At 73.7% G+C, this 21,883-nt stretch carries 9 protein-coding genes; all 9 read right to left on the bottom strand.

Going from position 1 to position 21,883, the window contains the following annotated elements:
- Window positions 1-49: 49 nt before the first annotated feature.
- On the bottom strand, window positions 50-14,257 hold the full coding sequence (locus ACFV8H_RS16150; protein ID WP_380400161.1) for a hypothetical protein: 14,208 nt from the start codon (window positions 14,255-14,257) through the stop codon (window positions 50-52).
- A gap of 142 nt (window positions 14,258-14,399) precedes the next feature.
- Window positions 14,400-14,699, bottom strand: coding sequence for a hypothetical protein (locus tag ACFV8H_RS16145; protein WP_380400159.1), 300 nt, complete (start codon window positions 14,697-14,699; stop codon window positions 14,400-14,402).
- The gene (locus ACFV8H_RS16140) at window positions 14,692-15,162 is read right to left on the bottom strand and encodes a YbaB/EbfC family nucleoid-associated protein (protein WP_380400157.1); all 471 of its coding nucleotides are present in this window, start codon (window positions 15,160-15,162) and stop codon (window positions 14,692-14,694) included. Before ACFV8H_RS16140 ends, ACFV8H_RS16145 begins: the two co-directional genes overlap by 8 nt.
- Before the next feature lie 113 nt (window positions 15,163-15,275).
- Entirely contained in the window at window positions 15,276-17,585 is a 2,310-nt protein-coding gene (locus tag ACFV8H_RS16135) for a hypothetical protein (protein ID WP_380400155.1), read from the bottom strand.
- Window positions 17,586-17,659: 74 nt separating this feature from the next.
- Entirely contained in the window at window positions 17,660-18,091 is a 432-nt protein-coding gene (locus ACFV8H_RS16130; protein ID WP_380400153.1) for a hypothetical protein, read from the bottom strand.
- On the bottom strand, window positions 18,091-18,378 hold the full coding sequence (locus tag ACFV8H_RS16125; protein ID WP_380400151.1) for a hypothetical protein: 288 nt from the start codon (window positions 18,376-18,378) through the stop codon (window positions 18,091-18,093). Before ACFV8H_RS16125 ends, ACFV8H_RS16130 begins: the two co-directional genes overlap by 1 nt.
- A gap of 79 nt (window positions 18,379-18,457) precedes the next feature.
- The gene (locus ACFV8H_RS16120; protein ID WP_380400149.1) at window positions 18,458-18,790 is read right to left on the bottom strand and encodes a hypothetical protein; all 333 of its coding nucleotides are present in this window, start codon (window positions 18,788-18,790) and stop codon (window positions 18,458-18,460) included.
- A gap of 75 nt (window positions 18,791-18,865) precedes the next feature.
- The gene (gene eccB, locus ACFV8H_RS16115) at window positions 18,866-20,335 is read right to left on the bottom strand and encodes a type VII secretion protein EccB (RefSeq protein ID WP_380400147.1); all 1,470 of its coding nucleotides are present in this window, start codon (window positions 20,333-20,335) and stop codon (window positions 18,866-18,868) included.
- A gap of 82 nt (window positions 20,336-20,417) precedes the next feature.
- A complete protein-coding gene (eccD, locus tag ACFV8H_RS16110; RefSeq protein ID WP_380400146.1) occupies window positions 20,418-21,809 on the bottom strand; it encodes a type VII secretion integral membrane protein EccD in 1,392 nt (463 codons plus the stop codon).
- Window positions 21,810-21,883 lie beyond the last annotated feature (74 nt).

The raw sequence follows: 21,883 nt of genomic DNA, 5'->3' as shown, positions 1-21,883 counted from the left end.
CCGGTCAACGGCCCCCGCCCGGGGAGGCGTTCACCGGGCGGGCGGACGGTCAGGCGGTGCTGCCGGCGAGGTCGGGCCTCGGGTCCCGCTCGAACCAGTACCGCAGGGCCTTCTCCACATCAGCGGGGATCTGCTTCTTGTACCAGGCCAGGTTCCTCCCCTTGACGTGCGCGCTCAGCCCGGCGAGGAACTTCTCCACCTCGTCGTTGCGGAAGTTCCTGGCGAACGCCGTGACCGCGCGGGCCGACATCAGCCGGATCTCCCGGTTGAGCAGGTTCTCGGCGTCGGCCTTGGCCGCCGCTACCGCTTCCTCGGCCCGGCGCAGCTGTGCGGCGGCCTCCTCGGCCCTCCTGGCCTCCTCCTCGGCCGCCTTCGCGGCCGCCCGGTCCGTGAGCCGCTGGTTCCAGGCGGCCTCGCCGTCCTTGGAGGGGAAGTACTTGAAGACCATCCTCTTGTCCGTCGGAACGTGCGCGCCGGTGGAGCCGAGGCCGGTCATCGCCCCCCAGCCGTAGTTGATGGTGAGCTCCGGCCCGTCCTTGTTCCACCCGGTCTTTCGGGACGACGTCGTCATCGGCAGCTTCGACGTGGTCGGGACCGCGTAGCCCACGTAGGCGCTGATCCCCGGGAACGCTTCCTGGAAGTCCTTGACCAGGGACTTGCAGCTGTCGCAGGTGCCTCGGGTGGAGAGCACGGTGAGCACGCCCTCGGGCTGGCGGGGCGGTTCGCCGCCCCGGTGCAGGGACGCCGGCTTCTCCGGCGGCTTGCCGTGCGAGGCCTGCCGGGCGTAGGGCACCTGGGTGAAGCCCCAGCTCTTCATCCTCTCGTAGGCCTCGTGCAGCCCCCTCACCTCGGCGTCACCGTGCTGGGTCCACACGTCGTTGTCCTTCGCCCACCGCTGAGCGGCCTGGCGCGAGCGGCTCTCCTTCGGGACGTCACGGTCCCCGCTGGAAACGGCCTCGGGCGTGTGCCAGCTCTTGTCGCCCTTGAGTTCGAGGCCGACGACGGAGTAGGTCACCGTCTCGTCGATCGTGGCGAAGAGCGAGCGCAGGAGGGAGTCGTTCAGCAGCAGCCTCGCCGCCTGCGCGGAGTCGGGCTCCGGGTCGTCGGCCCGCTCCTTGCCCTTCGCCGCCGGCTCCTTCGCCGGCCCCTCCTGCGGCTTCGCCACGACGTCGGAGTCGGGCTCCGGGTCGTCGGCCCGCTGCTTGCCCTTGCCTTCCGCCGCCTCCTGCGGCCTCGCCACGTCCTGTGCGCCGGCCGACGGCTGCCTGCCCGACAGCGCGTTCTCGACCCCCTCGGAGGAGTTGGTGTCGAGGGTCCTGACGACGGGGTCGGGGGCCCTGGCCACGGGGGGAGCGGGGTCGGCCGTCTTCTTGTTGTTCTTCCTCCCGAACTCCAGCGCGCCCTCCATCCTGCGGTTCGGATCGAGGGTGCCCGGCTCGGCGATCTCGAAGCCCTCGGGGCGGTCCCGGTCCTGCTCCGCGTGGACGGCGGCGGGCAGGTGGGCCCCGCGCTCCACGATCACGGGCGGCCCGTCGTCCCCCTCGGGCCGGTGGATCTCCCGGAAGTGCCCGCCGGCGACGAGGGCCGGATGGCCGTCGGCCGTGAAGCCGACGGCGGAGGCGACCACCAGGTGCCCGGGGCCGTCCGTGCCGTCCACGCGCGGGGTGAAGTACACCGGGCCCGTGGCGACCAGCGCGCTGCTGCCCAGGTCGGCCCGGCCGAGCTGGCGCATCACCTCGGTGACGAACTCGACGCCGGGCTCCTTGCCGAGGTTGCAGGAGACGAACTGCAGCCGGTCGGTGCCGTTCCAGACACCGCCCTGGTGCAGCCCGGCCAGGATGCCGGCGACCCGGTCCTCGGTCAGTTCCTTCGGCTCGCCGGTCTCGGGGTCGGTGCCCAGCGGCAGCAGCCTGCCGCTCTCGTCGGTGTGCACCGGCAGGGTGAACACGCCCTCCTGCGCGGGGAAGCGCTCCAGGGCGTGGCGTTCCGCCGCCGACGGCTCGCCGCCGAGCCACCAGCCGTGCCCGGGGCCGCCGAACGCGCTCAGGGGCGTGCCGACTTCGCCCGCGCGCGGCACCGGGTCGGTCCAGTACCAGTCCGTGGGAAGGTTGATCGTGTCGAAGGGGGCCGTGCTCGCCAGCGTGCCCTCTTCCAGGAACGCGCTCACCTCGTGGACGTTGCCGGACGTGAAGTCGTACACCAGCGGTTCGTCGCCGTAGGCGAGGTCGACGCTGTTGCGCACCTCGACCCTCAGGGCCCCGTCCTGCGCCAGCCGCAGGTGCACCGTCACGTTCTGGCCGGTCAGCTTCGGATGGTCGCCCGGGGTGATCGCGACGGTCAGTTCCCGCCCGTCCTCGGAGCGGTGCTCGGTGATGCGGTGCTCGGGCCGCAGGTCCTTCGGGAAGGCGGCGCGCAGCGCGTTCTCGCTGTAGAAAGCGGCGAACAGGTCGAAGACGTGCTCCATCGGGGTGTCGTTGGTCCAGCCCGCGATCGTCTGCGTGACCTGGTCGAGCGTCATCGGTTCGGCGTCCGCCCGGATGACGTGGAAGGGGCCGTCCTCCTCCCGGCCGGTCACCGTCAGCTGGCTCGGGCCGAGCGTCACCTCGTACTGGGTCTTGTTCACCTCCGGCAGGTGGTCGTGCGCTTCGGCGTGCCCCGGTGGGAAGGACAGCGCCAGCATGGGGTGGGACAGCGGCACCCGGATCTCGAACAGCGCGTAGCGGTCGGGGTTCGACATCCAGCCCTGGGCGAACGCCCGGTCGTAGGTGGTGGAGGAGGGCAGGACCTCGGTGAAGCTCTCCTGCTGCCGGGTCTGCGGGTCCATCCGCACCGCGCGGTACAGGAGCACGGTTCCCTCCGCGTTCGGGTCTCCCTCCGGGGGGCGCAGACGCTCCGCGTGGTTGTAGAACGTCCGCAGATTGCCCATCATCTTGTCGAAGGTCGCCGTGCCCTCCCGCTGGATGAGCCTGCCCTCCGGGTTGCGCAGATTGGTGAAGGCCCCGGACTGGATCTGTCCCATGAATGTGCGCAGCGCACTGTCGGGTGGGGCGGCGGTCAGGTGGCCCAGTGACAGCGCCACTGCGGCTGCCGCCTGCGCGGGGGTCGGCTCGGCGTACTTCACCGCCTGGGGGTTGCGGTGCTCCGGTGCTATCGACTCCACCAGCGTGTGGTCGTCGGGGTGGTCGTGGAAGGAGCCGTCCGGTGCCCGGTAGGCCTGGCGGTCCTGGACCTGGACCTGGACGTCGCCGGAGTCGTCGCGCACCGCCCGGAACTCGCGCCAGTGGCCGCCGGCGGCCATGACCGGGTGGCCGTCCGCGGTGAAGCCGACGTCGGAGGCGACCACCAGGTGGCCGGGGCCGTCCGCGCCGCCCGCGCGGGGGGCGAAGTACACCGGCCCGGTCCCGGCCAGCACCTTGGGTCCCAGGCCCAACGTGTCGAGCCACTTCGTCACGTCGACGACGAGGTCGTGGCCCGGGCCGCGGCCCAGGTTGCACGCGACGAACTGCACCGTGTCGGTGCCGTTCCAGACCCCGGAGTGGCGCAGGCCGGCCAGGACGCCCGCCGTCTGGTAGGCGGACAGGGTGTCGCCGTCGGGCCCGATCGGCAGGCCGGTGGCCTCGTCCGTGTGCACGGGCACGACGAACACCCCGGGCTGCTGCGGGAAGCGGCTCAGCGCGTCGCGCTCGGCCTGCGGCAGGTCGGCCGGGCCGATCCGCCAGCCGGCGGCGGCGGCGCCGAAGTCCGACAGCGACTGTCCGACGTCCTGCGGCCTGGGCACGTTGTAGTCGAACCAGTCCCAGGGCAGGTCGAGGTTCTCGAAGGCGGGGTTCTCGGTCAGGGTCTGCGAGCGCAGCTCCGTGCTGACGTCGCCGATGTTCTCGGTGGTGTAGCGCATCGGCTCGCGCGGGTCCGTGTCGTCGCTGGAGCGCCACTGGATCTCCACGGCCCCGTCCTGGTGGCGGATCGTCGCTTCCAGGAACTGTCCGTCCAGTTCCTCCCGGCGGTGTTCGATCCGGACGGTGTGGGTGAGGCCGTCCGGCGAGGACGTCCGCGTGATGCGGTGGAAGGGCCCGAGGTCGCGGGGGTAGGCGGCGCGCAGCGAGTCCTCGCCCAGGAAGCGGGTGAAGCCCTGGAAGGCGTCCGGGATCGACATGCTGCTGGACCAGTCGGCGACCTCGGTGCGGATGTCGTCGACGGTCATGGGCTGGGCGTCGACGTGGATGACGTGGAAGCCGCCGTCGTCGTCGCGGCCGGTCACCGTCAGGCGGCTGGGGCCGAGCGTGACTTCGGACTGTGCCTCGTTGACCGGCTGCGGGTCGCCTTCCGCCCGGGTGTGGCCGGGCGGGAAGGACAGGGCCAGCATCGGGTGGTCCAGCGGGACCTTGATCTCGAACAGGGCGTAGTTGTCCGCTCCGCCGCCGTTGGACATCCACTCCTGGACGAACTCCCGGTCGAAGGACGTGGAGGCGGGCAGCAGCTCGGTGAAGGAATCCCGGCCCCGGGAGTGGGCGTCCAGTCGCACCGCCCGGTACAGGTTCAGGGACTGCCCGGCCTGCCCCGCCTGCTCCCCTTGCGGGCGCAGCGGCTGGGCGTGGTCGAGGAACCGCTGCACGTCGCCGAGCAGGGACTCGTAGCGTTCCCCTTCCCGGACTTTGAGCATGCCTTCGCCGTCGCGCTTGCTGGTGAACCCGCCGCCCTTGATCCAGCCCATGAACTGGTGCAGGCCCGGGCTCTGTTCCGCGGCCAGGAGGTGGCGCTGCGCCACGTCCACGGCGACCGGGTCGACGGGCAGCGGCGGCGCGGCGGCGGGCTGGTGGAGGTCGTCGCCGTCGTGGCCCGGCAGGTGGACGGCGTCCTCCTGCGCGGGTGCCGCTTCGGGTTCGTGCCAGTCGTAGTCGGGGCTGTACCAGTCGAAGGGGAGGGTGAGGGACTCGAAGCTGGGGTTCTCGGTCAGGGTCTGCGAGCGCAGGCTCCCGCTGACGTCGCCGATGTTGTCGGCGGTGTAGCGCATCGGCTCCTGCGGGCCCTCGTCGTCGCTGGTGCGCCACTGGATCTCCACGGACCCGTTCTCGTGACGGATCGTCACTTCGGCGAACTGCCCGTTCAGGTCCGGGTGGGAGTGCTCGATCCGGACGGTCCTGGTGAGGCCGTCGTGCGAGGACGTCTGGGTGATGCGGTGCTGGGGGTTGAAGTCGTAGGGGTAGGCGGCGCGCAGCGAGGCCTCGCTGTAGAAGTCGGTGAAGCCCCGGTAGGCGTCCGCCATCGAGGTGCCGCTGGACCAGTTGGCGACCTCGGTACGGATGTCCTCGACGGTCATGGGCTGGGCGTCGACGCGGATGACGTGGAAGCCGCCCTCGTCGTCGCGGCCGGTCACCGTCAGACGCGACGGGCCGAGCGTGACCTCCGACTGCGCCTCGTTCACCGGCCGCGGATCACCGTCAGCCCGGGTGTGGCCGGGCGGGAAGGACAGCGCCAGCATCGGATGCTCCGACGGCACCCTGATCTCGAACAGGGCGTAGTTGTCCGCTCCGCCGCCGTTGGACATCCACTCCTGGACGAACTCCCGGTCGAAGGACGTGGAGGCGGGCAGCAGTTCGGTGAAGGAATCCCGGCCCCGGGACTGCGGATCCATCCGCACCGCCCGGTACAGGTTCAGGCTCCGCTGCGCCTGCTCCCCCTGCGGGCGCAGCGCCTGCGTGTGGTCGAGGAACCGCTGCACGTCGGCCAGCAGCGACTCGTAGCGCTCCCCCTCCCTCACCCTGAGCATGCCCTCGTCGTCACGCCGGCTCGTGAACGCACCCGCCTTGATCCGCCCCATGAACTCGTACAGGCCCGGGCTCTGTGCCGCGGCGTCCAGATGGCGGCGGGCCAGGTCCACCGCCACCGGATCCACGGGAGGCGCCGGTGCGGCGGAGGAGTCGTGCGGGCCCCCGTCGCCGGTGGTGTCGGTGGTGTCGGTGGTGTCGGTGTCGTGGGGGGCCGGCCGGCTCGGGTCGTCGGGGGTGAGGCCGGTGACCTGCGGGTCGTCGACGGACCAGGGGCCGACCAGGTGCTCGTCCGGGAAGAGTCCGCCCGGTGCCACCTCCTCGCGCAGTTCCCGCTCGGTCAGCGGGGAGAGGAAGCGGTAGCGGTGGTGGGTGTCGAGGTAGGTGAGGTCCGTCCCGGTGAGGTTGGGGTCCGCGTGTTCCTCGGGGGTGAGGCTCTCGGAGAACAGGCGGGAGCCGGCCATGATCTCGTGGAAGGTGTGGTCGCCGGACTCCAGCATCCAGCCGAGCAGCCCCAGCCTCAGCAGTTCGAAGTCGACCGGCTCGCCCCCCGTCCTGGCGAGTTCGGTGCGCCCCGCCGGTGTCCTGGCGAGTTCCTTGACGGCCTGGAGCATCCCGAAGGCCGTGCCGGAGGTGCCGGTGGCGACCAGTCCCCCGGTGTCGTGGGCGTCCCGCTGGAACGCGGAACCGAGCTTGTAGTGGAAGGACTTGGCGCCGGGCTGCCAGCCCAGCCGGCCGTCCTTGTCCACGGCGCTGTACCACTCGCCGCGGCCCAGCGGCGGGTTGACGTCGAGGGGGTTGCGGTCGGTTTCGAGGATGGTCTTGGCCTGGCGCTCGGCGGCCTTGCGCGCGGCCTCGACCTCCCGCTCGCGCTCGTAGGCCGCGAGCTGGCGGTTCCGGAACTGGGCGTAGTCCTCGCGGATCCGGTTGACGAGGGGCCCGTGCGGCTCGTCGGTGCGGAACGACCCGAAGGGCGCCGGTTGTTGTCCCTGCGGCTGTCCCTGTGGCGGTGCCTGCTGCTCGGCGGGCGGCGCCAGCAGCTGCCCGTAGACCTTCTTGATCTCCGCGATCAAGGGGTTGACGACCTCGGCGCCGAGGTCGTGGCGGTCCGCGCGTTCGCGCGTCAGCTGCTCCGGTCGCGGCAGCTGGCGCTGGCGTACGAGCTTGGCGAAGTGGTTGGAGGTGTAGCCGTTGTAGAGCAGGGCCATGCGCTCGCGCAGGTTGCCGCGGTCGACGACCTCCTGCAGCATGTGCCGCTCGGTGCCGACCATGCCGGTGGTGCCCGGGGTGCGGGAGCCGAACTTGGCCTTGTCCTTGTCACCGGTGGTCATCGCCCAGGCCAGGTCCACGGCCTTCTTGACCTCGCGCTGGACGTCCTCGCGCTGGAGCAGGTGGGTGGCCAGGCGCCGCTCGTAGGCCTCGGCCTCCTCCAGGTAGCGGATGCTCCGCAGGTCCTCGGGGGCGGCGGGCGGGGCGGATTCCAGGGCCTCGTTCATCGGGACCGGGTCCGGTGTGCGCCCGGGGCCGGGTCCGTCCTGGGCGCGCGGGTGCTGGGCCGCCTTGTCCTGGTGCGCCTTGATCAGGTAGCCGTCGTACTCGGGGACGAAGTCCTCGGTCCGGTAGTGGTTCCAGAGCGAGTCGCCCTCCTTCACCTTCACGCCGCCCAGCCGCAGACCGCTCGACCTGTCCGAGGGGTTGGGCCCGGCCTGGAGCGCGCCGTCGAAGAAGCGGGGGTGGAACTTGAACTGCGTCCCGTCGGTGAGGAAGTCGTACTTCTCCAGCGTCTTGGGGACCTCCTTGTCCGTCCAGTTCTCGGTGATGTTATCCACCCGCAGGCCCGTCGCCTTGCGGGAGAGGACGAACTCCATGACCACCGGCAGGTTGGACAGGGTGTCGCTGTAGGCGGCCGCGTGCCCGAAGTCGTGACCGGTGTAGAGGCCCGGCCCCAGTTGGGACCAGCCCTCCTTGTTCTTGACCGTCCCGATCCTGCCCTGGAGCAGGTATCCGCGCAGCGTCACGGCATCGGTCACCCGGAAGACCGGCTGCCCGGGTTCCAGGCTGACGACGGCCATGTCCGGCTTGACGCGCCCGGTCAGCTCCGTGACCACCTCGGGGTGGACGGTGCCGCCGGTGTCCACCACCGGATGCCGCGTGTCGGGGCGCAGCTCCGAGTAGTGCGCGGCCAGGCCTTCTCCGGGGTCGCGGTAGACGTGGACCTCGCGGCCGTGGGCGCCCTCGTTGAACGCGGTGCGGCCGTTGCCCTCGTGGATGACGAGGTGGAGGTCGAGGGCGTGGGCGATGATGGCCGGCGCCTGGTCGTAGAAGGAGGTGTTCCACAGGGAGCGGTTGCGCAGCGCCATGTCGTACAGGTCGCTCATCCGCAGGCCGTCGAGGTTGTCGGCGGACAGGACCGTCTCCTCGTCCCCCGGGTTGCGGCGGACCGTCCAGGTCCGGTTCCGCTCGCTGCCCTCCAGCCGGTCCACGGGCCGCTGGCCGGTGCTGTCGGCGTTGCGGCGCAGCTGGGCGCCGGCTTCGCTGCGGAACCACTGCGACGCCAGTTCGCGCAGCCCGTCGGTGGTGAGTTCGCCGTGCTGCCACCCGTCGATCGCGTGGGCGCCGGCCAGGACGGCGTGCAGCAGGCAGTCGCCGTCGCCCGGCACGTCGACGACGTGGTAGAGCCGGCCTTCGTCGAGGACGTTCACCCGTGCGTCGTGCACCGGGGCCGGGGTGGTCGGCGGGGTGCTCGGCGGGGTCGCGTCGGGGCTGCGGGAGGCGTGGGTCGTGGTGGCGGGCGCCGGCGGCGGGCCGGCGGCGGTGCTCTGCTGCTGGTGCTCCGTCACCGTCTGCGGGGCTTCGGCCGTGCTCTCGCGGTGGGTGAGGTACTGGCCGTGGGTCACCTCGCGCAGGACGGGGCCCGAGTGCAGGACGTCCTCGATGCGCTGGAGGTGGCGGGGCAGGACGGTGAAGTCGTCGCGGTGGGCGGAGGTGCCCATGACGCCGTTCTCGCCGGCCCAGCGGTCGCGGCGGCGCAGGGCGAAGGCGTCGCCGGGTTCGGCGGCGGGTTCGACGTACTCGTCGGGCAGGCCGAGGAAGTGCAGCAGTTCGTGCAGCAGCACGCCGGGGGCGCTGTCGGCGTGCCAGTGGAGCTGGTCGCTGCGGCCGGTGCCGGGCAGGACGGTGACGCTCCGGTGCGCGCCGTCCGGGTTGGGGGCGCTCTCCAGGCGCAGGTGGACCTGGTCGCCGCCGGGCAGGTGGTGGCGTTCGTTGAAGCGGTCGGCGACGACGGCGCGGGCGCGTTCCAGCACGCGGGTGGCGGCGGCCTGGGGCAGGGGGCGGCCGTCCGGTCCCGTCAGGTGCAGGTTCAGGCTGAACTCGGTGACCCAGTGGCCGGGTCGGGCTTCGAAGCGCCTCACGTCGTAGGTGATCGTGGTGTCGGCGCCGTGCAGGTCGCCGAGGCTGCGCTGGGAGCGGGGCAGGCCGCCGGGGCGCTGTTCGCGGTTCTCGTACTGCTCGCGCACCCGGGGGCCGGCGATGGCGCCCGGGTTGTCCTGGCCGCGCACGCGGGCGTCGAAGCGGACGGTGTCCATGCGGGCGGACGGTGCGAGGGTGCGGATGTCGGCCCAGGCGGAGGCGGGCAGCAGCGGGCGCGGCTGCGTGGGAGGGACGACGGGGGGTGCGGCGGGCGGCTGGACGGGGGGTGTCGCGGCCGGGGGTGCGGCGGCGGGCGTCCTGGGGTCGGTGTCCGGGGCGGGGGCGGTGTCCGGGGCCGTGTCCGGGCCGGTGTCGGTGGGGCGGGTGAGCGGGCCCGACGGGGCGTCGGGGGCGGGCTTGTCCCCGGGTGCGGGGGTCGGCTCGTGGGCAGGCTCGGTCACCGGCTCGTGGGCGGGCTCGTGGGCGGGCTCGGTCGAGGGCTCGTTCACGGCGGGCTCGGGGCGGCGGCCGAAGACGTTCTCGTGGGTGGCCTCGTGGCCGCGCCAGTGCGCGCCGTCGAGGTCCTCGGGCGCCCAGTGGTCCCGGTAGGCGTCGAAGAAGTCGTCGCCGTACTCGGTCCTGAGCTTGCGGATCTCCGCCTCCGGGACCCGGCGGTCCTCGGCGAGGCGGTCGTAGCCGGCGGCGGCGCGCTCGCGGGCGGGCAGGACGGCGCGTTCGAAGGCGACGTGCTCGGCCAGGCCCCGGGTCAGGCGCTCGCGTTCGCCGCGCCAGTGCGCCAGCTGTTCGGGCAGGTCGGCGCGGTGGTCGGCGCCCGGGTCGCGCAGCAGGGAGCGGAAGGTCTCCTCGAAGGCGGCGCCCACGCGCTCGGTGTAGCCCTCGCGCACCCGGCGGGCGGCGTCGGTGGCGGGCGCTTCGGTGCGCTCGGTGCGGGTGCCGCGCACCGGGCCCAGGGCCATCTCCACGGAGGCGGCGGCGTCGCCGTCATGGCCGGCGGCGTCCCCGTCGTGGCCGGTGGCGCGCTCGGGGCCGCCCAGGTCGTGCGGGACGTGGGTGCGGGCGCTGTCCTCGGCGGCGCGCAGCGCCTCCTCGCGGGCGCCGTGCAGGGCCAGCAGGCGGTTGGCGCCGGCCTGGGAGGTGAGCGCGTCCAGCTGTGCCGTGAGGTGGGCGGGGTCGCGGTCGGCGGCGGTGTGCTCGGCGACCAGGCGGTCGGTGCGGCGGGCGAGGTCGGCGCGGGCGGCGGCCACCGCGCGCGGGGACGGGCCGTCGGCCAGGCCGAGTTCGCGCAGCGCCTCGGGGCCGAACTGGTCGCCGGCGCTGTCCTTCCAGGCCGCGGCCGCGTCGTCCACCGCGTCGACGGAGCGCTTGAGCACGGCCTCGCGCACCGCCTGCACGGTGAACTCGCGGGAGAGAGCGGCCCGGTGGCGTTCCAGGGCCTCCTGGAAGTCCGCTTCGAGCCGGGCCCGGCCCAGGCGGGTCGCCTCGACGGGGGCGAGGTCCTCGCCGCCCTCCTCCTCGATCCGCGGGGAGGGCCCCTCGTCGCCGCCGTGCAGGTCCGCCAGCCGCTCGCGCAGGGCCTCGGCCAGCTGGTCGCGGGCCTGCGGCGACAGCCGGACGTCCCCGCTCAGGCCGGCCGCCTCCAGCAGGGCACGCTCGCCCTCGGAGAGCCCGGCCGCCGACCACTGCTCGTGGGCCTCCTCGACCACCCGGTCGACCTGCTCCAGCGCCCGGGCGCGCGCCTGACGCACGTCCAGGTCCCGGCCGGCCTCGCGCAGGCGGCGCTCCAGGGCCCGGGCGGCCAGGGCGTTGCGCTCGGGGGTGAGGTCGGTGCGGGCGGTGAACAGCTGGGCGACGTCCTGCTCGGCGTCGGCCCGGAACTTCTCCGAGGCCTCGCGGCGGACCTCGGCCAGGGTGTGGTCGCCGGAGTGCTCGGGGCCCAGGCCGCGCTCGGCCAGCAGGCGGTCGAAGCGGCCGACGGCGAAGGTCAGCGCGAGTTCGCGGGCGCCGGCCAGCTCCAGGCGGTCCGCGGCGCCGGCGAGGACCTCCTCCCGCTCGTGCGGACGCGCCTCGATCGACTCCCGCAGGGAGTCCGCGGCCCGGCGCCACACCGGCGAGTCGGGCGTCACCAGGGCGCGCAGCTCGCGGGGCAGGAGGGCGGCGCCCTGCGTCAGCTGCTCCTCGATCGCGCGGCGGTCGGCCTCCTGCCGCTCGGCCCCGGCGAGCCGGGCGTCGTGGTCCTCGGCGAGGGAGCGCTGCCTGTCCCGCCAGGCGGTGCGCCGTTCGTCGCCGGCGGGCGCCTCGGCGTGCTCGGGGGCGTCGACCTGGTGGTAGAGGTGGCCGGAGGCGGTGGAGGAGGGCGCGGTGTCCGGGGTGCGGGGGCCGGGGGTGCGGGGGTCGGGGCCCGGAGGGCCGGGCTTCGGGTCGCGCGGTGGGGCGGCGGGCGGCGGCGGGAGCTGCGGGTCGGGGCCCGGCCCCTGCGACGTCCTCGGGTCGGTGCGGTCGGGGTCCGGCCGGTTCGGGTCGGGGCGGTTCGGGTCGGGGCGGTTCGGGTCCGGCCGGTTCGGGTCCGGCCGGTTCGGGTCCGGCCGGTTGGGGTCGGTGCGGTTCGGGTCGGGGCGGTCGGGGTCGGGGCGGTGGGGGGTGGCCGGCGCGGCGCCGTCGCCGGGGCCGCCGGCGCTGGTGCGGATCGGCGGTGGCGGCGGGGCGGCGGCCGGGCTGCGGTGGGAGGGGCGTTCCTGCGGCTGCGGCTGGGTGCCGTCCCCGGGGCCGCCGTTGCGCGGGGCCGTGCTCTCGTGCAGGGGCGCTTCGGTGTGCTCGTCGACGACGGTGGTGCGGCGCGACGGGTCCGGCCTGGTCTGCGCCTGCGGCTGCGACTGGGGCTGGGGTTTGGCGGCGCCGCCCTGGCCGTTGGCGTCGGCGGAGGCCGTCGCGGTGGTGCTGCGCTCGCCGCCGGCGACCGGCTTGGCGCTGTCGCCGGTGTTCCTGGTGGTGGCGCCACCGGTGGTGGTGGTGGTGTTCTCCGCGCCGCCGTCCGTCCTGCGGGGCACGGGCGGCGGGACGGCGCTGTCGCGCCCGCCCGGGCCGCCCGGCGCGGCCGGCGCCTTGGGCGGGCCGGCGGCCGAGGTGCGCTCGTCGCCGCGGGACTGGGTCTCCACGGGCCGCACCGGGGCCTTGGGGTCCCAGCCGCCGTCGACGGAGGAGTGGAAGCTGGTCCGGCCCTGGGGGTCGGCGAGGACGCCGTCGCCGCTGTCCTCCCGGTGGTGGCTGCCGGAGCCCAGCAGGGTGGAGCCGGACAGCGAGCCCGTGCCCTCGGTCCTGATCGAGGCGCCGTCGGACCTGATCGAGGCGCCCTCGCCCCCGGCGGGCCGCGCGCCGCCGATCTGGTCGATGTGGCCGGGCCGGGGCACCGGGAAGGGCGCCGAGTGGCCGCCCATGTTGCTGATCACCGACAGGAAGGTCATCGGGTGGGTCGGGCCGTAGAACCCGCCGTTCTCGTCGGTGATCCGCGAGCTCTCCAGGCCTCGGACGAAGTCCGCGTAGCGCAGGGTCAGCGGCGAGGCGAGGCCCATGATCATGTGCCGCATGCCGGCCATCATGAAGCCGCCGACGAAGCTCATCCCGCTGGCCGACCACTCGCCGTTGTAGATCGTGTTGTAGATGCCCTCGGTGAGGTACTGGTTGATGCCCGACTCGAACTGGCTGCCCAGCAGCGCCCCGAGGTGGAACATCTTGTTCATCTTGTTGATGCCGCCGGCGAGTTCGGGCATCTTCTCGGCCAGCAGCTTGAGTTCGGGCGTGAGGGCGACCTTGCCGCTGTCCTTGGCGAGGTTCTCCAGAGCCTCCTTGAGCGCCGTCTGGCTGCTCTCCTTGGCCACCGTCTTGAGCGAGTGCTGGACGAACTGCTTGCCGATCTGCTCGCCCATGTCCCGGGCGAGCTGTTTGCCCAGTTCCTCGCCGAGTTCCCTCTCGAAGAGCTCGCCGAGCTGGCGCACGAACTTCTCGCCCATCGCGGCGCCCACCTTGCGCCCGCTCTTGAAGCCCTTGGCCAGGTACTGGGCGTTGTCCTTGAGGAGGTTGGTGATGCCGCGGGCGAAGCGCTCGGCCGCCTCGTCGCCGAGGAGTTTGCCGAAGCCCGCGCCCGCCTCCTTGCCCGCGCCCTTGAGGGAGCCCGCCGCGGCGCCCTCCCCGAGGTCCTTGGCCGCCCCCTTGAGCGCGCCGCCCGCCGCGCCCTGCGCCAGGTCCTTGCCCAGGCCCTTGAGTGCGCCGCCCGCCGCGCCGGCGGCCAGGTCCTTGCCCGCTCCCCCGGTCAGGCCCTTGATGACGTCCTTGAGGGCGCTCTCCACGAACAGCTTGCTCAGCCGCGGGCCCAGCAGCCTGCCCAATCCCATGCCCAGCAGGCTCAGCGGGCCGCCGATGGCGCCGCTGATCGCGCCGAAGATCGCCGCCTGCTTGGTGAGGTCCTTGTCCCACTCGTGGCGGTCGCCGTGCTCGAACTGGATGCCCTGGATGATCGCGTCCAGCATCAGACCGCCGACGACGCCGCCGAAGGTGTGCATGGCGATCAGCTGGAGGAGCTTCTTGAGGAGCGCCAGCAGGCCCTGCCTGGTGAGGAGGATCTTGAGGTTCAGCGCCGCCATGGAGGCGCCGGCGGTGAAGACGGACCAGGCGATGGCGACGGCGATCTCCACGACCAGCTGGACCAGCTGGCCGATCGCCATCCACTTGGTGTACTCGACGGTGTTGGCGACCTTGCCGGCCAGTTCGGCCAGCTGGGTGCAGAGTTCACCGGCCTTGCGCAGGGGGTCGTTGGCCTGGTCCGTGTTGACGAAGCGGCCCCACTCCTTGCGGAAGGCCTGGGCGGCCTCGCCCTCCAGGCGCTTGTCGCAGCTCTGCACCGCGTCGAGGATGTACCCGCTCAGCGTCGGCAGGTCGTCCGCCAGCGCCTGGTAGTCGTCCCGGACGTCGCGCAGCAGTCCCTCGTCGGACTCCGGCCAGGGCATGCCGCTGATGATGTGGAAGAACTGCGCCAGGCCCGGGGAGACGTGGATCGAGGAGTGGGACACGGCGCGGGCCTCCGGGGGCGGGGCTGACGGTACGGGCGGTGCGGGCGGCACGGGAGCGTGCGGGCGGGTACGGGCGGTGCGGGCGGCACGGGAGCGTGCGGGCGGGCGGGCCCGAGGGGCGCGGGGGCCTAGGCGGGGGCGCTCACGCCAGGCCCACGTTGTGCTCGTCGGTGGCGTCGAAGAGGTCGGCGGTGTCCTGGCCGTGCTGGGACATCGCCTTGAGCTTGTTGCGGATCTGGGTCGTCAGCCCGTAGAGGTCCGAGGTCGGCTTGTCGATCTTCTCGTGGTACTGCTTGCCGATGTCGTCGCCGCCGCCGGCCTTGACGTTCTTCTTGTTGATGTCCTCCATCTCCTTGTTGATCTTCTCGACCAGGGCGGCCACGTCGTCGAAGTTGGTGAACGCCTGCTTGAGGCCCTCGTCCTTGCGCAGGGTCCTAGCCATTGAACTCCTCCTGCCTGCGGGACTTGGCGCCGCGCTCGGCCCCGGGGCGCATCGCGGTGAGCGGGGCGAGCAGCGACTCCAGGTCCAGGCCGGCGCCGGCCCCGAAGAAGTCCTCCTCGTCCCCGCGCTCGCCGGTGAAGTTCATCCGCAGCGCCTCGCCGACGCCCTCGAAGCCGCGCATCTCGGCGGTGAGCTGCTCGCCCATGCGGGCCTTGGCCTCGTTGAAGACGTCCTTGAGCACGGCGCCCAACTCGGCCGGGGCCATGGACTGGTAGGCGTTGGTGTGGAAGGTCAGCGCGAGCAGTTCGCCCTGCGGGCCGACCTTGGCGGTGACCATCCGGTCCTTGCTGGTCGCGGCGGCGGTCATCGCCTGCATCCGGCGGGTGGACTCGGCCAGCCTCTCCTGCTGCTGCGCCAACGAGGCCATGGCCTGGTTGAGTTGGTCCTCGAAGGAGTACGACATGTCTTTCCCGTTCCTCGTTCCTCGATGGGCTCGTACGCCGCCCGGCGCCCGGTCCGGGCGCCGGTCCTGCGGCCGGTCCTGCGGCCGGTTCAGCGGCCGGTTCAGCGGCCGGTTCAGCGGCCGATGACTCCGCTGACCGCGCCGGTGTCGGTGCCCCACACCTCTTCGTCCTCCGCCAGCCAGGTGGTGCGCTGACGCTCCTTCTCCCCCTGGCCGGCGCCCATGCCGCCGCCGCCCATCGGTCCCATCGGCATCCCGCCGCCGCTGGTCGACATCGAGCGCCCGCGCATCGCGGCCTCCTCGGCGGACATCGCGGAGGCCTTCTGCAGGGCCGCCTTCTCGGCGGCGGCGGCCTCGGCGGCGGCCGCGGCGGCCGCCTTGCCGCCCGGGGCCAGCCCGCCGCTGTTCTCCAGTGCCCGCGCGCTCACCCCGCCGCCGGAGCTGACCAGCTTGGGCAGCTGGCCGCCGCCGGGCATCCCGGCGCCGGAGCCGGCGCCGATGCCGCCCATACCCCCGCCGCCCAGCACGCCGGTGTAGTGGCCCGCTCCCGCGGCCCCCGGGTCCGGGAGGTGGTCGTCGAAGGAACTGCCCAGGTCCAGCTTCCAGTCGGAGCCGGTGGCCGGCAGCCGGGTGCCGCCGCCCGAACCGATCCCGCCGCCGGCGCCTGCCCCACCGCCGCTGCCGCCGCCCATGATCGCGTCGATCGCGTGCTGGCGGTCGGTGTAGCGCTGGGAGATGTCGGAGATCGGGCGGCCGGTGGAGTCCAGCAGGGTGCCGTCCCCGGCGATGGAGGCGCCCTTGGGCAGCACCACCGGATTGCCGTCGCGGTCCAGGACCTCCTTGTCGTCGGGTCCCACGACCCTGCCGTCCTCGCGGACCCTGGAGCCCTTGGGCACCTTGGCGTTGGTCCCGTAGATGCCGCCGCCGGTGCCCGGCGGCACGTCCGAGCCCGGCGGGACGACCAGGGGCTTGCCGTCCTTGCCCATCACCTTCTGGCCGTTGGCGTCGTAGACCTGGCCGTCCTTGCCGATGTAGCCGCCCGGGGGCAGCAGCACCGGCTTCTTGTCGGCGCCCAGGACCGGCTTGTGGTCCTTGTCGAGGATGGGCGTGCCGGCGCCGTCGCCCAGGCCCGAGCCGCCCCCGCCGGGGCCGATGACGGGGGGCGGCGGCGGCAGGTGGGTCTTGGAGCCGCCGCCCTTGCCGTCGCCGCCGCCCCCGCCGCCCGCGCCGCCGCCCAGGTCGAACTTGCCGTTGCCGCCCTTGCCGTCGCCCCCGCCCCCGCCGCCCGCGCCGCCGCCCAGGTCGATGTTGCCACCGTCCTTACCGCCGTCCTTGCCCCCGTCCTTGCCGCCGTCCTTGCCGTCGCCGAGCCCGGGGGGCGCGCCGGTGGGCAGGTCCAGGGTCGCGTTGCGGTAGCCGAAGCCGAAGTCGGCGTCCAGCCGGTTGAAGGCGTCCTGCAGGACGAGCATCGGGTCGCCGACCTTGCGCAGGGTCACCGCGGCCGTACCGGGGTCCTCCGTCTGGAAGGCGTAGGAGCGGTCGTCGAGGTACTTCTTGACGTTGGCCAGCCAGATGGCCTTCGCCTTGATCTCCAGCTGGTCGTAGAAGCCCTGCTCGCGGGGGTCGCCCAGGGGGGTGGTGATCGAGCTGACGGCGTGCGCGGTGGAGTCGAGCTGCGGCACGACGCCCACCAGGGCGCTCGAGAGGGCCTCGTAGATGGCGTGCGAGGGCCACAGCTTGCCGCTGTCCCACCAGCGCTGGTGGACGCTGTGGAGCTTGTCGACGGTGGCCGGGAGCAGGTCGGCCACCGCCCTGAGGTCGGCCTCGTAGGGGCTGTTCTCCAGCTGGACGCGGACGGTCTCCAGCTCCATCGCGTACTGCTTGAGGAGGACCTTGAACTCCCCGGCCGCGTCGCCCTGCCAGTTGCTGTCCGGCCCGTTGACCAGCTCGGCCCAGTGCTGCACCCGCGGGTGCCAGAGGTTGAGCCACGCCCGCACCTGGGAGATGCCGTCCGCGGCGTAGCGCAGGCTCTCGGGCTTGACGGTGTCGTTGCCGGGGCCGCCCGGGCCCAGCGGCGCGAAGATCCCCTCGTGCTGGTGGATGAACTGGGAGAGCGGCTTGTCCGCGTCGTTGCCCCAGTCCGTGTAGTTGACGCTCACCGTGATCCGGATGTTGTGCGCGTACGTGTCGTGCATGTAGTTCCACGCCCACCAGACGTCGGGGTTGCCCATCCCCGAGACCGCGCCCTTGTCGGTGGTGCCGCTGTAGAACTTGCTGGTGTCCACGACCAGCTTGTCGATGGGGCGCAGCCAGGGTTTGTCCTTGGAGGGCCCGGCGACCTGGTCCCTGGTGACGATCTTGGCGCTGCGCTGGGCATCGGAGGCGAAGAAGCCGAGGACGCTCTCCCAGGTGAGGTCGGCCATGGGGGGTTCGTTTCTCCAGAAGGGGGTGTCGGACGGTCGGTCTGGGCGGGGGCGGGCCGGGGGCGGGGGCGGGGCTAGGTGGTGGTGGTGCTGGGTTTGGTGGGGGTGGCGGCCGAGACCTTGGTGAGGATGGCCATCATGTCGGCGGCCGTCATGGCCTCCTCGTGGGCGGTTTCCATGAGGGTCAGGGCGAGGCGGATCCTGAGCTGGCCCTCGGTCATCTGGGTGCCCATGGTCTTGAGGTCGGTGGAGATTCCCCCGGCCAGGGCCTTGAAGTCGCTCTGGATCTTGGTCGCGATGGACAGCGCGGCCTCGGAGCCGTGTCCCAGCTGCAGGGTGGAGTAGTCGCCGCCGCCCTCGCCGGCGAAGGAGAGCATCGCCCGGTAGCCGGGGTCGGCGGCCAGGTCCTTGAGGAAGGCGCCGAGTTCGGTGTCCGCGAAGTACTTGAGGTCGTCGTGGTTGACGCTGAGGGTGTGGTTGTAGTCGGGGCCGGTGGGCGTGGCCATCAGCCGATGCCTCCGGCGGCGCGCCGGTCGGCGTCGCGCAGCAGGCCGTGCATGGTGCGCAGGGCCTCGACGCCGGCGGCGATCTCGGTGTTCATGTCGGCGTTGTTGGCGGAGAGCACCGCGTTGAAGGCGTCGGCGGCCTGGGCGAGGCTGCCGCTGAGGTGTTCCTGGTTGCTCTTGATGGCCGCCATGCAGTTGGTCATGGCCTCGGCCATGGCCCGGCTGGCCTGCTCCATGTCGTCGGCCGCCTGGTCGATGTTGGCGTGGTTGAGCAGGATGTTGGCCATCGGGGGGTCCTCGCTGTCGGTCGTGGTGGTGAGGGTCGTGGTGGTGACGGTGGCGGTGGGGCGGGCGGGGTGGGGCGGGTCAGGGGTTGAGGCCCTTGAAGACGGTGTCGGAGTGCCCACCACCCCAGCTGCCGCCGACCCCGGCGGCCTCGTCGTGGGCGTTGGAGACCTGGCGGTGGCCGGCGGCGAAGGCCTCCTGGAAGGTGCGGTAGGCGCTCTGGAGGCTGGCGTACTTGCCTTCCCAGGCGTTGAGGTTGTCCGTGTACTTGGAGCTGCACGCGGCCTGGAAGTGCTGCTGGACCTCGCTGTTGATGTCGTGGATGCGGGAGGCGGCGCGCATCATCGCCTCGATCTGCTCCTCCAGGGTGGCGTGGGTGCCCTGGACGGCGTGGTCGTTCACCCTCAGGTTCACGGTGGTTCCTTTCCTTGGCCCGGTCGCGGATCGCCGGGGTCACAACAGGTCAACGGGGGTGTGGAGAGGGTTGGTTCACCGGGCGCAGGGCGGGCCGGGCGCGGTGGCGGCGGGGCCCGCGGCGGTGCCCGCGGGGGTGGGGGTGGTGAGGGCGGCGGGGTCGAGGCTGGGGCCGGTGGGCAGCAGGGCGAGCAGGGCGGCGGGCACGCCCGCGGGGGCGGTGTCGCCGTAGCCGAGCTGTTTGGCGACGGCCGGTGAGGCGAGCGGGTACTTGGCGCCGTTGTCGGTGACCAGGTAGAGGGTGGTGCCGGTGCCGGCGGTGGACAGGGCCCGTACCAGGGCGCCGCCGCCGGGGCGTACGGCGATGGTGTCGGCGCCGGTGCAGGCGGCGGTGAGGCCGGGCTGGGCGGTGGGGGCGGGGCCCTGGACGGCCGTGTCGTCGACGAGGGTGAGGGTGGTGGTGGGGGTGGGGTCGCCGGGGCGCAGTTCGGTGCACAGGTCGCGGCCCTGGGGGGCGTTGAGGAGTTCGGGCACGGTGGCGGGCAGGGCGGCGGCCGGGGTCGGGGCGGGGGCGGGGGGTGCGGTGTGGGCGGCGAGGTCGGCGGCGCCGATGGCGGTGGGGGTGGCGGCGTTGTCCTGGTAGGCGCTGTTCTGGGTGCGGGGGTCGGCCAGGAGCAGGTGCTGGGCCAGTTCGGTCAGGGGGGTGAGGCCGGCGGCGGTGAGGAGGTAGGGGTCGCCGCCGGGGCCGGTGAAGAGCTGTCCGATGCGGGTGGGGTGGTTGGCGAGGTCGGGGCCGGGGGTGCCGCGCCGGTCGAGGTCGGGGGCGGCGAGGTCGGGGCCGGCGGGCAGGGCGTCGAGGAAGGCCTGGGTGACGGGCTGGGGGGTGACGGCGGCCTGGCCCAGGGCCTGGCGGGCGCCGTTGCGGGTGTCCAGGCGCAGTCGGCGCCCGTGCCACAGGAGGTACTGGGTGGTGTCGGGGGCGGCGACCAGGAGGGCCTGGCGGTCGGTGAGGGCGCTGCCGTGGGTGGGGGGGTCGATGGCCAGGGCCAGGCGGGGGCGGCGGGTGCCGGAGGGGTCGGGCTGCCAGGCGGCGCAGGCGAGCCAGGTGGCGGTGGCCAGGCGCTCGGGCCGGGGCAGGCCGTCGGGGGCGCCGGGGATGCCGAGCGGGGTGCCGCGCGGGGTGTCGGCCAGGGAGTGGACGCTGACCTGGTCGACGGTGAGCTGGTCGCCGGCGAGCAGGCGGGCGGTGGCCTCGTTGAGCACGGGGTGCAGGGCGCCGTCGAGGTAGAGGTAGCGGGCGCCGCTCTCCTTGACCAGGACGAGGGTGCCGGGTTTCTTCCAGGCGGTGGCGCCGCCGGGGACGAGGACGCCGTAGACGGCGGCGACCAGGGCGGCGAGGGCGGCGACGAGCAGGCCGGTGACGATGCCGCGGGAGGTGCGCCCGGTGGGGACGTCGGGGGCGTCGGGTTCGCCGCGGAGCATGCCGGTGGCGAGGCGGCCCATCACGAACAGGTGGGCCTGCACCTGGTCGCGCTTCGACTGCATGGTGGCGGTTCTCCTCGGCGGCGGGTGGCGGGTGGCGGGGCTGGGCAGGTGACGGGGTGGCGGGTCGTGGGGTGGCGGGGGGTCAGCCGGCGAGGGCGCGCAGGGCCTGGAAGGTGCCGGCGGTGGCGAGGGCGAGCGGGAGGACGGCCACGGCGGCGAGGGTGTGCAGGAGGTCGGCGGCGCGGCCCCAGTAGGGCAGCAGGCGCCGGCCGGGCAGGGTCCAGGAGGAGGCGGCGAGCAGGGCGGCGGTGGCCACCAGTGCGGCGAGCAGGCCGGTGCGGGCGGCGGGGGCCAGGTCGGTGGCCAGGCGGGCGGTGAGCAGGACGGGGCCCCAGACGGCGGGGACGAGGACGGCCAGGCGCTGGGGGACGGAGCCGATGCCGCGGGCGTGCAGCGCGAGCAGCAGGGACAGCGTGCAGGTCAGGGCGGTGGGGGCCCAGCCGTCCTGGCGGGTGAGGGTGGTCAGGGCCAGGACCAGGACCGGGGCGAGGGCGAGGTGGAAGGCCGTCAGGAAGCCGTCGGCGACGGCGGCGCGGGAGCGGACGGTGGCGGCGGGGACGGCTTCGATGCCTTCCTGGAGTTCCTCGGCGTTGCGGGGCAGGGCGGGCAGGCGCAGTCCGGACAGCCGGAAGCACAGGCCGGGCAGGAAGGCGGCGGTGACGACGGGGGCCAGGGCCAGGGCGGCGGCGGTGGCGGGCGGGGTGAGTCCGGCCAGCAGCAGGGCGCCGGCGGCGACGGCGTGCCCGGCGAACAGGACCAGGCCCAGGAAGAGCGGGGCGGCGCAGCCGACGGCGGCCATGGCCAGGACGGCGGCTCCGGCGCCGGCGCAGCCGCCGGCGAGCAGGCGCGCTCCGGTGGCGGAGGGTCCGGTGGCGCTGGCGAGGAGGGCGCCGGCCAGGGCGAGGTAGGGCACGGCGGTGGCGCCCAGGGCGGTGCCGGCGCCGGCGTCGCCGACGGCGCGGGAGGCGCTGAGGGCGCCCAGGAGCAGGAACAGGGCGGTGACGGCGGCGGCGCCGGCGCGCAGGTGGGGCGGGCCGGGGAGCAGGAGCAGGGCCAGGGCGCCGGTCAGGGCGGTGACGGCCAGGGTGAGGGCGCTGTGGTGGGTGAGGGCGGGGCGCCAGGTGTCGGGGCGTTCGCGCATGCCGGTGGCCAGGCCGTCGGGGAGGTCGTCGTAGTGGACTTCGGGCAGCGGGTCGCGGCGGGGGCGCAGGTGGAGGTCCTCGCCGTCGCGCAGGCCGAGGGCGTCGGCGCCCAGTTCCTCGTCCAGGGGGGCGTGGCCCAGGCGTTGGAGGATCCAGCCGTCGTGTTCGGTGCCCTGTTCGTCGAGGTCGTCGCCGGCGTGGTCGAGGACGGCGGGCAGCAGGTCAGCGAGGGGGACGTCGGCGGGGACGACGAGTTCGAACACCGTGTCGGGTGCGTGGAACCTCAGTCGGCACAGTCCGGTGGCCGTGGTTCCGGTGGTGCTCCCGTTCAAGGTTCTCCTCGTGCTTGCGTGCGGCGCTCGCCGGGTCGTCCGCGTGGCGCTCTCCTTCCCGGGGGACGGGCCGG

Origin of the sequence: Kitasatospora sp. NPDC059827 (genome assembly GCF_042731675.1) — a bacterium.
In the GTDB taxonomy this organism is placed as follows: domain Bacteria; phylum Actinomycetota; class Actinomycetes; order Streptomycetales; family Streptomycetaceae; genus Kitasatospora.
This window is presented reverse-complemented; position numbering and strand designations above follow the sequence as displayed.

Excerpts from the sequence above, each read along its gene's own strand:
- ACFV8H_RS16130 (WP_380400153.1), bottom strand. The coding sequence starts at position 18,091 with ATGGCCACGCCCACCGGCCCCGACTACAACCACACCCTCAGCGTCAAC.
- ACFV8H_RS16135 (WP_380400155.1), bottom strand. The coding sequence starts at position 17,585 with ATGGCCGACCTCACCTGGGAGAGCGTCCTCGGCTTCTTCGCCTCCGAT.
- ACFV8H_RS16140 (WP_380400157.1), bottom strand. The coding sequence starts at position 15,162 with ATGTCGTACTCCTTCGAGGACCAACTCAACCAGGCCATGGCCTCGTTG.
- eccB (WP_380400147.1), bottom strand. The coding sequence starts at position 20,335 with ATGCAGTCGAAGCGCGACCAGGTGCAGGCCCACCTGTTCGTGATGGGC.
- ACFV8H_RS16145 (WP_380400159.1), bottom strand. The coding sequence starts at position 14,699 with ATGGCTAGGACCCTGCGCAAGGACGAGGGCCTCAAGCAGGCGTTCACC.
- ACFV8H_RS16125 (WP_380400151.1), bottom strand. The coding sequence starts at position 18,378 with ATGGCCAACATCCTGCTCAACCACGCCAACATCGACCAGGCGGCCGAC.